This window comes from Pseudoalteromonas sp. MEBiC 03607, assembly GCF_004792295.1.
Lineage (GTDB): Bacteria > Pseudomonadota > Gammaproteobacteria > Enterobacterales > Alteromonadaceae > Pseudoalteromonas > Pseudoalteromonas lipolytica_C.
In genome coordinates this window covers 2,398,517-2,410,257 of record NZ_SRRY01000001.1, presented here as the reverse complement: position 1 = coordinate 2,410,257, position 11,741 = coordinate 2,398,517, and the positions used below count along the sequence as shown (strand labels likewise).

The following is an 11,741-nucleotide window of genomic DNA, read 5'->3' as shown; positions in this document are numbered from 1 at the left end:
TTTTTAGCTGAATTTAAGTGTATTAATAGATGGTTTTAGTTAAAGAGGTACGACCACTTAGTCATTTTAAATGTTAATTCATTTGAGCATCAGCACGTTAGTTATTGTCAATTTATTTAATTGCTTTTTGCTATTTGAATTTAACAGTTTTATTAACTATTCATTAAATGTAGATGTCAATTTCGCTACATATCTATAAATATAAAAAGGTGAGGATATTACCTATGAAGAGACAGAAAAGAGATCGTTTAGAAAGAGCTCATTCTCAAGGTTATAAAGCAGGCTTGGCAGGCCGTTCCAAAGAACAATGCCCTTATCAACAAATCGACCCTAAATCTGAGTGGTTAGGTGGCTGGCGAGAAGCCATTGAAAACCGAAACATGTTTAAAACTTAATATAGGCACCTTATTTACGCAAAAAAGCCCCATTTAGGGGCTTTTTTGTATCTACTATTTTGTATCTTAAATTAAAGATTAAAACGCAGATGTATCTTGGAAAAGACCTACTTTAAGATCTTTTGCTTCATAGATTACTCGGCCATCTACTTCAACAGTACCATCAGCCATACCCATGAATAATTTACGTTTAATAACACGTTTCATGTCTAATCGATAGGTTACTTTTTTAGCTGTTGGTAAGATTTGACCTGTGAATTTAACTTCACCTACACCAAGTGCACGACCAAGACCTGGACCACCAGACCAACCAAGGAAGAAACCAACTAATTGCCACATAGCATCAAGGCCAAGACAACCTGGCATTACAGGGTCACCTTTAAAGTGACAGTCGAAGAACCAAAGATCTGGGTTGATATCTAGTTCTGCAACAATTTGACCTTTACCGTGCTCACCACCGTCAGCAGTGATAGAGATAATGCGGTCCATCATTAGCATGTTGTCACTTGGTAAACGACAGTTGCCTTCACCGAACATTTCACCTTGACCACAAAGGACCAATTCTTCTTTTGTATAGCTGTTTTTAGGTTCCATAACTCTCATTCATCGCTTAGAAATTGCCACGTACTTTAGCGTACACTTGTACGCTAAACAACTCGGAGCAGTTAATTATTTACTATTTTTCGCTTGTTTTATGACCATTTAATTAAACTGTAGCCGATAAAGGGAGATAAAACCGCGCATTGTGAAGTAAAAATCATTATAATTGCTGTGATTCTTTAACCAGTCTAAAGGAAATTTATGATCCTTTTTGTAAACTCACTGACAGTGATTGATTTTTCTTACTTGTGTAATAAACGCGGCGCAGTTGGCGAGAGCTGGATTGTGGATTTAACTCTGCATGGCCAATTAAATGATGAGTCGATGGTGCTTGATTTTGGCTTAGTTAAAAAGCAAATCAAGGGCATTATTGATAACTGTATCGACCACAAACTTGCAGTGCCTGCCAAATTAAACGGTTCACTAACACAGCATGCTGAGCATAGCGTGCTAGATTGCCATTTTGGTGATAATTATCACTTAGCAATGAGTGCTCCTAACCAAGCATTTTGCTTAATTGATGCGGATGTTGTTGACGAAAAATCAGTAACTGAGTTTTTGATTAAAACGATAATGCCTGAGCTACCTAGTAACATCGAAAAGATCGAAATCAATTTATACCCAGAACATAGCCAAAGCTTTTACTATCATTACAGCCATGGCCTTAAAAAGCATGATGGTAATTGCCAGCGTATTATTCATGGTCATCGTTCGCAAATTGGCATTAGCCTTGATGGTATGGCTATGCCACGCTTACAAAAAGAGTGGGCAGATAAATGGGAAGACATTTATTTAGCCACTGCTGAAGATGAAATTAACAAAGCAGACCTTAAACATGTAACTGCACAAGACAACGATGTGTGTTTTGCGTATACATCACAGCAAGGCTATTTTGAAATGGCAATTGATAAGTCTCGCTGCGACATTTTACCTTGCGATACCACTGTTGAATGCATTGCAGACTACTTAAGTTCTCAAGTTAAAAACCAATACCCTGAATCAGAGGTAAAAATTACTGCTTATGAAGGTGTTGGCAAAGGGTCAATCAGTTATGCGTAAAGGATTACTAGTAGCAGCGTTTGCAGGGCTGTTCTCACTTACTGCAAGTGCTGTTGAATTAAAAGGACATTTAACCCAAGGCGGTTTAGTAACAGGCCAAATTGAAGGTGCTAAAAGCGTTAGTTTTAATGGTGAGAAACTTAAGCTTTCAGAAAATGGTGAGTTTGTATTTGGTTTTGGTCGTGATGCTGAGACAAATCACAATCTTTCTTGGGTTGATAGTAATGGTGTGAGCCACGAGCAAGCAATTACAATCACCAAGCGTGACTATAAAATTGATAAAATAACTGGTGTTGCAAAAAAATATGTTTCGCCACCTAAAGAAGTGTCTGAGCGTATTAGCCGTGAAGCTGTTGCTGTACGTAAAGCCCGCGAAGTTAATTCTGACTTAAGATACTTTTTAGACCCTGTTTATAAACCAGCAACCGGCCGTATCTCGGGTGTTTATGGTAGCCAGCGCTACTTTAATGGTGAGCCACGCAGACCGCATTTTGGTTTAGACATTGCAAATAAAACAGGCACTCCAGTATATGCCCCTGTAAGTGGCACTGTGGTATTTGCTGATGCAGATTTATATTACTCAGGCGGCACCTTAATTCTTGATCATGGCCATGGCGTTACCTCTACTTACATTCATTTAAGCAAATTAGATGTCAAAGTAGGGGATGAAATTAAGCGTGGCGATAAAATTGCGGAGATCGGCGCGACCGGACGCGTAACTGGCCCTCATTTAGACTGGCGTTTTAATTGGAAGAATGAACGCCTTGACCCTGCGCTAATGATGCAAGACACATTAGCTAATGAAAAGTAGAGACTATGACACAACAAATCGATCGTGACGCTATTATTGCAAAGCGTATTGCTGATTCAACAACTTCAGTAACAAAAACTGTTTTTCCTGGCCGTACTAATCACCATAATACTTTATTTGGTGGTGATGCATTAGCTTGGATGGATGAAGTGGCTTTTATTGCTGCTACGCGTTTTTGTAGAAAGCCACTTGTAACGATTTCGTCTGACCGTGTGGATTTTAAAGAAGCTATTCCTGCTGGAACATTTGCTGAGCTTATTTCAAAAGTTGTACATGTAGGTAATACCAGCCTTAAAGTAGACGTTGAGATTTTCTTAGAAAGAATGCATAAAGATGATAAGCACTTGGCTATTTCTGGTAGCTTTACCTTTGTAGCTGTTGATGATAACCATAGACCAACACCGGTTGTTTGCGAAAAAATGATCAACGGTTTCGATTAACTAATCGACAAATATTTTTAATGTAATAAGTACCTATGGGTACTTATTATTTATAAGGTTAAGAACACATCATACAATATTTGGGGTAAATAAAAGCTCAGCAAGGAATGAATTATGCAACTATAAATTCAGCAAGGGGGAGTCGATGAATTTCATACTTTTTATTTTATACAGTTGCATACTTATATTGGCTTTTAACCAAGTTGATAACTATTGGTTTGATCTTATCGCCTCATTAAGAGGGCAAATGCTTGCGTTTAGCTTGCTGTTTGCAATGGCTTGTGTTCATAAGGCTAAGAAATTGGGCGCTGTGTGCGTGGTATTCAGTACGGTACTGATCTTTCATCATTACAATTATTTTAATCAAGCTGACTCTCAACCAGGTGATATAAAAATAGCGCAAGCAAACGTCCATTATAGTAATCCATACTTAACCGACATAATTAATACTCAGCTAGTTAATAGCGACAACGATATACTCATTTTGTTTGAATTTAATGATACACAGCGTCACCTACTTAGTGAACTTAAAGGACGTTATCATTTATTTGGCTATGCTGAAGTTGAAGGGGCGCCATTTGGAATTATTGTTATCTCAAAACATCCAATTATCCATAAACAAATTAAGTATTTAGATAACCCAAAATTAGGTTTTGTAAAACTTAACTTTTTGTTCAAAGATACAGTCGTGAGCGCAATTTTACTGCATCCGCCATCACCCAGAAATCAGCTTTTATGGGAGCAAAGAAATTATCTTTTATCGAAAGTTGATCAACAAATGCTTCAATTAAAAGGGCATTGGTTTATAGCCGGGGATTTTAATACTGTGCCTTGGTCACGTTATTTTTTAAATCATAACAACAGTTGTTCTCAGCAAGGCCGTAACTATGCAAGTTGGTCTGCTGTTGAAAATAAATTGGCTATTTCGTTAGCGGGTTTACCAATTGATAATTGTTTTGTTAGCCAAGGAACGCGACTTTCTGGAGTACACACGCAAGTCATCAAAGGTAGTGATCACCATTTACTAAGCTATCAACTTTCTTTTTCGACATATTGATTAGCGCGTAGAAAGCTATTTTCTATCAAAAGATTGATTACCATTGTTAACTCAAAATTATCCCATGGCTTTGCTGTGATGATATTGGCAATGTTTTTATATATCGCATGTTTAGTTGCTTCTAACTCAGCATAACCTGTAAGTAGCATTCGCGAGCAATGTGGTTGGATCTGGCGAATTTCTTTAAGTACAGTTAAACCGTTTAACGTTGGCATTAGTAAATCACATATAACTAAGTTTACATTATTTAATTTTGTATATTTGATCGCTGCACATGGGTCACTAAAGCATACAACAACATGGTCTTGTGATAGTAAACGCGATAGGGCACGTAATATAGCTTCATCATCATCAATGATTACAATGGTTGTTTTCATGATTGAGCCCCAAGTAAATGCCTTAAATCATACAAAACATGTTTAAAATTTCGTTTATGTGGAAATAACCAAAACGCTTTGTAAGAGTAGGCTAATGCCTTTGAGTAGTAACCAAGCTCCCTATAAAATTCACCATAGCATTCACTTAATCTCGCTTTGATTCTTTTAAGTTCATTGTTTGATACAACAGATTGGTTACGATTAATTATTTCGACCATGGCCGCTAAACGGTTTTCTCTATTTGCTGTAATAGAATTGGCGCGCATTAAATAGTGCATTGCACACTGTGTTGAGTAGGCAACATAACCTCGTTTAGCTAATTTTAACCAGCAATCTAAATCTGTAGCGCTACTTAACTTATTGTCAAAACCACCCACATCAACAATGGCTGAACGTTTAACCATTACTGATGATGTACCAACAATATTGGTGGTGATCATTTGGCTGATTGGGTTTTCAAGTAATTGGAAATCTTTACTTTCTTTATTGCATTTAAATTCAGGCCAATAGTCGAAACAACCAATAATGTCCTCGTTCTGTTCATTAAAATGCATATAGTCAGTAAAACTTAACACACAATCAGGATGTTTTAGATGGAATGCAAGTTGACTAGCAAGCTTATCAGCAGACCAATAATCATCGGCATCTAAAAAAGCTAAGTACTCTGACTTTGCTTGTGTAATTGCAAGGTTACGAGCAGCAACAACGCCCTTTCGTTGTTGACTAAAAATCCGTACTTCATTTTTTTCAGCGGCAAGTCGTTGTAGGTAGTTGATACTGCCATCAGTGGAGCCATCATCGACAATAATGATCTCGAACTGAACGTTTTTTTGCTGATAAATGCTGTTAATACAAGTATCTAAATACTGCAAGCAGTTGTAGTTTGGAATGATAATACTGACTTGGCTGTTCATAATATGCTCCAAAAGCATTTCTTCACGTATTAAAGGATACGCAATTTAGACGCCAGCTTTAAATCTGTATTTTCTGTTAAATTACTAAGTCTTTTCTCTTTGTGCGTTGCATTTTGCAAATGCTAAGCATGTTTTTATCTCATTTCGGGAATTTAGCGGCTTTTTTGTCGGGTATGGAACTTGCCATAGCTCTTATAACCGTTTTTGTAGGAGCGTTTTTTTATGAAGCACATTGCTATATTAGTCCCAAGCTTTCCGATTGCATCAGAAACCTTTGTTGTAACAGAAATAAAAGCGCTGTTAAACGCAGGGCACAAGGTGACGGTGTTAACCTTCGAAAAAACCAGTGTGTTGATTAACTTAACCAGCGCTATTGAAGTGAAAAAAATCACTAAACCAGCGTTTAAATCAATATTTCCTTCAATGCTAAATATTTATAAGTTAGCAAAAGCAGCTCACACTGCAGCTCAATTTAAATCAATTTCAACTCAATCATTACTTGCGTACGGTTATCAAATTGCACGTTATATAAAAGCGGCAAAGATTGATCATCTACATTGTCATTTTATGCATGGGCCACTTGCTTATGGCATTGTCGCAGCGAAACTTGCTGATATAACAGTATCATCAATTGGCCACGGACATGATGTTTATGTAAACAGTGCTGATCTAAAACCTAAACTCGCATTTTGTGATTTTTCGATAGCTGTCTGTGAAGAAATGGCTATGCAATTTAAGCGCTTTTCTGACAGTAACGTTAAGTTACTGCATTGTGGTATCGATACCAGTCAATTTAATCATAGCCCCACATCACTTAATGAGTCCGTCAGGCTAATTTTTATAGGGCGGTTAGTCGAAAAAAAAGGTTTGCAGTTTTTATTACCTGCTTTGAGGCAAATTCCGAAAGAGCTTGGGATCACTGTTGATATTGTTGGTGATGGCCCTATGTTGAACGATTTAATCTTTATGGCTGAAGAGTTAGGAATTAGAAAGTCTGTCCGGTTTTTAGGTGAAAAACCACATGATTGGGTCAGCGAAAACCTAATTTACTATTCAGCTCTTATCGCACCATTTTGTATTGCAGAAAACGGTGATAGGGATACAGGTCCGTTAGTGTTAAAAGAAGCTATGGCCTCTGGTTTACCTGTACTCACCACCACCTTAATGGGGGCAAACGAAATTGTCACACCCCAAGTTGGAATGAAATGCATGCCTGGGAGCATTTCTGCTATTAGCAAAATGCTATTTAAATTCCACCAACTCTCTCCTCATCAGCGTTATATGCTAGGTCAAAATGCTAAACAGCATGTAAATCTAAACTATAACGCAATAAAACAGGCAGAACGGTTATCACAATGGGTTGAATCTTTATAAGGAACGACCATGAGTAACTTAAAGCAAATAGGCTACTTTGCATGTGCAATTTTTGCGGTAAAAGGAATGGGTTTTATACTTTTACCCATTACAACTCGCCTTTTAGAACAACAGGAGTTTGGTCAATTAAACTTCCTAGTAACACTGTCTGCATTATGTTCTCTGGTCGTTTCATTAGGGTTACCTGAGTTATTGCTAAAGCAACAATATGATTCTTTTAAAGAAAAAATGGCATTGTTCCGTGACGCTTTAATCTTAATTCTATTGTTCTGTCTAATGTTCATTCTTTTTGGATTTGTTTTTTCAGAAGATATCATCAAAGCATTACCCGCCAATATCAAGCTGATAGATCTCAAGTTATTAATAATAAATCTTGCGCTAGCAGCCATATTAAGTATTCCTTATACCTATTATCGACTATTTGATCATGCGCAAAAGTATTGTTTTTACAGCGTTTCTCATGCACTGATTCAAACCTGTTTAACAATTACTTTATTAGTGCTTGGCTATAATATCACCGGCGTGATGATTTCAGGAGTTGTGTGCACCCTAATTATTTTAGCTTTCACTGTTCATGATATTGCTGATGCAATAAAAGTTAGCTACGCAGAGTTTAGTTGGCGAATCAAAAAATCTCAGGGTGTGTTTTTACTTTCTATAATTTCATCGGGGTTGTTTGTTTATGCAGGTAATGGTGCAGAAAATTGGTTCATTGTTGCTTACTTCGATGAAAAATTGTTAGCTATTTATTATGTCGCGGCTCAGTTTGCAATTATAACCTCATTCACCTTTGAGCCAATTAGACTATGGTGGTTTGCTAAACGCTTTAACCTTATCAAAACAAACAAATTACAGTATCAACAGTATGCTATTTTGTCTCTGAATACGGGTCTTGTATTGTGCGTTATAATGGCCATTGTTGCGCCTTTACTACTTAATTTTGTATTACCAACTCACTATCATGGGCATGACGAATGGCTTGTGTTGCTAATACTAGTTGTTGCTATCAGACATCATAGTGACATTTTAAATATTGGTTGTTACATGCATAAAAATGGTGTGTATGTATCTGTTGTTAATTTGCTAACTGCATGTTTAGGGTTAACTTTACTGTATTTCCTGGTGCCACGTTTTGCAGTTGAAGGCGTAATAGCCGCTTTAGCTATCATGCAAAGCTTTAAATTAGTGTGTTTTTACATTTTGAGTCAACATCTTGAGCCTTTGCAGCTAGATTTTTTTGCTGTTATCCCAAGTTGGATTGCATTAGTATCAATAACCTTTGTAACACTGCAATTTGAAAGTTCACTAACAGCTAAAGGGCTTATTCTTGTCTTTTACATTACCGGATTAGCCTTCCAATATAAGTCACTATTTTTACCTGTCATTAAAAAGCTAGTTAAGGGGCATGATTATGCTCAATTACTATAAACAAAATACGCTTTTAATAAATGGCATTTTAATTACTTTTGCTGTAGCAGTAACATACGCAACGGTAGGGCCAATTGCTGTATTTGCTTTGTTGCTTCTGCCATTCGCTGCCTTCACTGCGGTAAAAGTCAGTGTTGCATTTATTATATTATTCATCCTGTTTAGTTACTTTAGACTCCATGAGGCATTTCCAATATTAATGCCTTTTAAAATACCAAAGCTGCTAGCACTTGCATCGTTGCTTGGTATTGTTTGGCATCTTTTCATTTCTCAAAAACTTAAGCCTCACTGGCAAACAAGTCACCTTGTGTTCTTTTTATGGTTTGTCTGGCTAACCGTGTGTGTATTCAGTGCGTCTAATCGTGGACTTGCGATGGAGTACTGGAGTGGCGTTTTAACTAAAGTGCTCATAATGGTCTTTGCAATTTCTTGGTGGATGACATCACTTAAACATTTTAATGCAGTCAGAATTGGCATCATGATTTCTGGTGCTGCCATAGCCTTAGTGGCACTGAGTAACAAAATGAATGGGATTGGTTTAGTAGAAGGGACACGCGTGACAATCTCACGTGAACTGCGTTCGCAATTAGGCGATCCCAATGACTTATCATTGGTAATGATGTTCCCTGTGTCGTTTTTAGCAGCAGAAGTGTTTGATACAAGTGCGCATAAAGTCAGACGAATAATTGCATTAATTTGCTTAGTGATTGCTATTAGCGGCGTTATTGCGACTCAAAGTCGAGGCGGACTACTCGGTATTGCAGCAGTGATTAGCTTCTTTATTTATCAAAAAGTTAAGAACCCCGTAGTTGTAGCCTGTATTGGCGCTTTTGGAATGCTTGCTATGGTGGCTTTTGCTGGTATTGCTGATAGGCAAAGCGGTGGTTCACATGAAGGCGGAGTTGATGAATCTGCTATGGGCCGTATCTATGCATGGCAAGCAGCGATCAATATGGCGATTCATAACCCATTAACGGGTGTTGGGGTTAATAATTTTGTTGTTAATTACTATTTTTACAGCCCCCATTGGGATGGCAAGAATCATGCAGTACACAGTACATGGTTTCAAGTTTTAGGTGAAACAGGCATTGTTGGCATATGCATTTTCATATTAGTGATTGCCTGTATTTACCGCAGTTTAAACCGAGTATTTTTGATAAATACGCAGTTAAATGATGAAAAAATAGCGGTAAATGCGAAAGCGTTAAAAGGCGGATTAATTGGCTTTATGGTGTCTGGAACCTTTTTAACTCAAGCATTTACATGGCCTATTTATATAATCCTTGCTTTAACAATTGCCTTAGAAAAGCTGGTAATGGATAGACAACGGGAGAACGCACATGAGTGAACAACTTAAACATTGGTTAAAATCAAGTGACAGCCCATTTGCAAAATCACTTTTTCAATTTGCAAAAGCTATTCGCAATCCGCAAATTTGGGTGATCCCCGGTGTACATTCTTTGCTGTTTAAGCTGCATTTACTTATTAGCACAACGGTTAGCGAGATGGCACGTATCTTTTATTACACACCGTTATTTAAAAGCCAAATTAAAGGCACTAAAGCTAATTTATATCTTTATTCAGGAATGCCACAAATATTAGGCAAACTCGAAATTAGTTGTAAAGATAATACGCGCATTAGTGGTATTACAACATTTTGTGGGCGGAGTCAGGGCGAATACACACCTAAGCTAATAATTGGCAGTAATGTTGATATTGGCTGGCAAAACGCATTTTCAGTGGGGCGTAATATCATTCTAGAGGACGATGTGCGTCTTGCTGGTAGGGTGTTTCTAGCAGGGTTTCCTGGTCACCCATTAAATTCACAAAGACGTGCAAAGGGTGAGCCTGATGATGAGTGCCAAGTAGGCGATATCATTATTAAACAAGGCGCTTGGATTGGTACTGGTGCAACTGTACTTGCAGGAGTAACAATCGGTGAAGGGGCTATTGTTGCTGCAAGTGCTGTCGTAACTAAAGATGTACCTGCAAACACTATCGTTGCCGGTAACCCAGCAAAAGTTGTTAAACAGCTTAAGGATTCGCTATGAAATTTATTGTATTCGGCGAAGATTGGCAAAGTCACCCAAGTAGTACACAGCATCTATTCAAACAACTAGCAAAACAGCATCAGGTTATTTGGATTAACTCGATTGGGATGCGCAAACCAACATTTCGCTTGATTGATGTGAAACGAGTTTTTAATAAATTAAAAAGTCTTTTTTTATCAAAGCGCTCAAGCCCAAATGCTAAAACAACTGATCATAGCCTCAATTTAGATTTAACAGCGCACACATTAGCTGTTTTACCTTGGCACGATAACCTTATTGTAAGGTTATATAATAAGTGGATTTTTAATAAAAAAGGTTTGATAGGTGATGAGCCAATTGTGTATTGGTTAAGTGTGCCAACAGCAATTAGTTTAATCTCTCCAAGAGAGCAAGATAAAGTAATTTACTATTGTGGTGATGACTTCTTAGCACTGGCTGGTGTTGATCATAAAATGGTTGCGCCATTTGAAAGAGAACTTATCAAAAAAGCAGATACTATCTATGTTGTTAGCGAGCGACTTGCCAACAAAATGCCAAAATCCAAAGTGAAAATGCTTTCTCATGGGGTTGATTTAGCACTTTTTACTACGCAAACAGCAAAAGCCAGAGAACTTGAGCAAATAAGCAAACCAATGATTGGTTTTTATGGCTCCTTAAATGCTTGGCTTGATAAAGCCTTATTGTTGACTCTTGCTAAAGAGAGGCCTGAGTATCAATTAGTGTTAATAGGACACCTCATAGAAGATTTCTCAGAGCTACTCAAGTTGGACAATGTAACTCATATAAAGGCTGTAGAGCATCATCGCTTAGCTTCATTTTCACAGCATTGGCAAGTATCGATCTTACCGTTTGTTGATAATGAGCAGATAAGATCTTGTGATCCACTCAAGTTAAAAGAATACATAGCCACAGGCACACCAATCGTCACAACACGCTTTGCTGCGGTTAATCCTTATCGTGAGACCATCTTAATAGCAGACACCCATCAAGGTTTTATCGATCGAATTGACTATGCAGTTAGCTTAAGTAAATCGCAAAACTTAAACTGGCGAACTAATCAATCTCAGCAAGCTAATAATCATAGTTGGCAAGCAAAAGCCACGTTAGTTTGTAAACAACTAAGATTTTGCTGATTTAATCGTAAAACCTAAAAGCTGCATCTTGTATAGCTACAACATGCAACTTTTTGCATTTTGGCTCGAGACCTGCAACTTACTAATTAAATGAATGTATCA

At 37.5% G+C, this 11,741-nt stretch carries 13 protein-coding genes; 10 read left to right on the top strand and 3 right to left on the bottom strand.

Annotation, left to right across the window (positions count from 1 at the left end; all coding sequences use genetic code 11):
- The first annotated feature begins 224 nt into the window (after window positions 1-224).
- Complete coding sequence (gene rmf / locus E5N72_RS11100; RefSeq protein ID WP_036968408.1) at window positions 225-395, top strand: ribosome modulation factor; 171 nt, start codon at window positions 225-227, stop codon at window positions 393-395.
- Window positions 396-473: 78 nt separating this feature from the next.
- Here the strand turns inward: rmf and fabA are convergent, their stop codons facing one another.
- Window positions 474-989 (bottom strand): bifunctional 3-hydroxydecanoyl-ACP dehydratase/trans-2-decenoyl-ACP isomerase, encoded by a 516-nt coding sequence (gene fabA, locus E5N72_RS11095; protein ID WP_054553819.1) that lies wholly within the window; start codon window positions 987-989, stop codon window positions 474-476.
- A gap of 207 nt (window positions 990-1,196) precedes the next feature.
- On the opposite strand from fabA, the gene E5N72_RS11090 reads away from it, so the two are divergent.
- The 4 genes from E5N72_RS11090 (at window position 1,197) to E5N72_RS11075 (ending at window position 4,362) form a co-directional block, all read left to right on the top strand.
- Complete coding sequence (locus E5N72_RS11090) at window positions 1,197-2,054, top strand: 6-carboxytetrahydropterin synthase (RefSeq protein ID WP_135924602.1); 858 nt, start codon at window positions 1,197-1,199, stop codon at window positions 2,052-2,054.
- The gene (locus tag E5N72_RS11085; protein ID WP_135924600.1) at window positions 2,047-2,865 is read left to right on the top strand and encodes a M23 family metallopeptidase; all 819 of its coding nucleotides are present in this window, start codon (window positions 2,047-2,049) and stop codon (window positions 2,863-2,865) included. Before E5N72_RS11090 ends, E5N72_RS11085 begins: the two co-directional genes overlap by 8 nt.
- Window positions 2,866-2,870: 5 nt before the next feature.
- Window positions 2,871-3,305 (top strand): acyl-CoA thioesterase, encoded by a 435-nt coding sequence (locus E5N72_RS11080; RefSeq protein WP_135924597.1) that lies wholly within the window; start codon window positions 2,871-2,873, stop codon window positions 3,303-3,305.
- Between the two features lie 145 nt (window positions 3,306-3,450).
- Window positions 3,451-4,362 (top strand): endonuclease/exonuclease/phosphatase family protein, encoded by a 912-nt coding sequence (locus tag E5N72_RS11075; RefSeq protein ID WP_135924595.1) that lies wholly within the window; start codon window positions 3,451-3,453, stop codon window positions 4,360-4,362.
- Here the strand turns inward: E5N72_RS11075 and E5N72_RS11070 are convergent.
- On the bottom strand, window positions 4,338-4,739 hold the full coding sequence (locus E5N72_RS11070; RefSeq protein WP_135924592.1) for a response regulator: 402 nt from the start codon (window positions 4,737-4,739) through the stop codon (window positions 4,338-4,340). The two genes, E5N72_RS11075 and E5N72_RS11070, sit on opposite strands and share 25 nt — an antisense overlap.
- Window positions 4,736-5,653, bottom strand: a complete 918-nt coding sequence (locus E5N72_RS11065; RefSeq protein ID WP_135924590.1) for a glycosyltransferase family A protein — start codon at window positions 5,651-5,653, stop codon at window positions 4,736-4,738. The genes E5N72_RS11070 and E5N72_RS11065 overlap by 4 nt, the downstream gene beginning before the upstream one ends.
- 222 nt (window positions 5,654-5,875) lie before the next feature.
- On the opposite strand from E5N72_RS11065, the gene E5N72_RS11060 reads away from it, so the two are divergent.
- The 5 genes from E5N72_RS11060 to E5N72_RS11040 are packed head-to-tail and all read left to right on the top strand — an operon-like array spanning window position 5,876 to window position 11,639.
- Entirely contained in the window at window positions 5,876-7,027 is a 1,152-nt protein-coding gene (locus E5N72_RS11060; RefSeq protein WP_135924587.1) for a glycosyltransferase, read from the top strand.
- A 9-nt stretch (window positions 7,028-7,036) separates the two neighbouring features.
- Entirely contained in the window at window positions 7,037-8,455 is a 1,419-nt protein-coding gene (locus tag E5N72_RS11055; RefSeq protein WP_135924585.1) for an oligosaccharide flippase family protein, read from the top strand.
- Window positions 8,439-9,803 carry an O-antigen ligase family protein gene (locus tag E5N72_RS11050; protein ID WP_135924583.1) on the top strand — a complete coding sequence of 455 codons (1,365 nt, stop codon included), beginning with the start codon at window positions 8,439-8,441 and terminating at the stop codon, window positions 9,801-9,803. Before E5N72_RS11055 ends, E5N72_RS11050 begins: the two co-directional genes overlap by 17 nt.
- Entirely contained in the window at window positions 9,796-10,506 is a 711-nt protein-coding gene (locus E5N72_RS11045; RefSeq protein ID WP_135924581.1) for an acyltransferase, read from the top strand. Before E5N72_RS11050 ends, E5N72_RS11045 begins: the two co-directional genes overlap by 8 nt.
- The gene (locus E5N72_RS11040) at window positions 10,503-11,639 is read left to right on the top strand and encodes a glycosyltransferase (protein WP_135924578.1); all 1,137 of its coding nucleotides are present in this window, start codon (window positions 10,503-10,505) and stop codon (window positions 11,637-11,639) included. The genes E5N72_RS11045 and E5N72_RS11040 overlap by 4 nt, the downstream gene beginning before the upstream one ends.
- The last annotated feature ends 102 nt before the right edge of the window (window positions 11,640-11,741 follow it).

Excerpts from the sequence above, each read along its gene's own strand:
- E5N72_RS11085 (WP_135924600.1), top strand. The coding sequence starts at position 2,047 with ATGCGTAAAGGATTACTAGTAGCAGCGTTTGCAGGGCTGTTCTCACTT.
- E5N72_RS11050 (WP_135924583.1), top strand. The coding sequence starts at position 8,439 with ATGCTCAATTACTATAAACAAAATACGCTTTTAATAAATGGCATTTTA.
- E5N72_RS11060 (WP_135924587.1), top strand. The coding sequence starts at position 5,876 with ATGAAGCACATTGCTATATTAGTCCCAAGCTTTCCGATTGCATCAGAA.
- E5N72_RS11065 (WP_135924590.1), bottom strand. The coding sequence starts at position 5,653 with ATGAACAGCCAAGTCAGTATTATCATTCCAAACTACAACTGCTTGCAG.
- fabA (WP_054553819.1), bottom strand. The coding sequence starts at position 989 with ATGGAACCTAAAAACAGCTATACAAAAGAAGAATTGGTCCTTTGTGGT.
- E5N72_RS11090 (WP_135924602.1), top strand. The coding sequence starts at position 1,197 with ATGATCCTTTTTGTAAACTCACTGACAGTGATTGATTTTTCTTACTTG.
- E5N72_RS11040 (WP_135924578.1), top strand. The coding sequence starts at position 10,503 with ATGAAATTTATTGTATTCGGCGAAGATTGGCAAAGTCACCCAAGTAGT.
- E5N72_RS11080 (WP_135924597.1), top strand. The coding sequence starts at position 2,871 with ATGACACAACAAATCGATCGTGACGCTATTATTGCAAAGCGTATTGCT.
- rmf (WP_036968408.1), top strand. The coding sequence starts at position 225 with ATGAAGAGACAGAAAAGAGATCGTTTAGAAAGAGCTCATTCTCAAGGT.
- E5N72_RS11055 (WP_135924585.1), top strand. The coding sequence starts at position 7,037 with ATGAGTAACTTAAAGCAAATAGGCTACTTTGCATGTGCAATTTTTGCG.
- E5N72_RS11045 (WP_135924581.1), top strand. The coding sequence starts at position 9,796 with ATGAGTGAACAACTTAAACATTGGTTAAAATCAAGTGACAGCCCATTT.
- E5N72_RS11070 (WP_135924592.1), bottom strand. The coding sequence starts at position 4,739 with ATGAAAACAACCATTGTAATCATTGATGATGATGAAGCTATATTACGT.
- E5N72_RS11075 (WP_135924595.1), top strand. The coding sequence starts at position 3,451 with ATGAATTTCATACTTTTTATTTTATACAGTTGCATACTTATATTGGCT.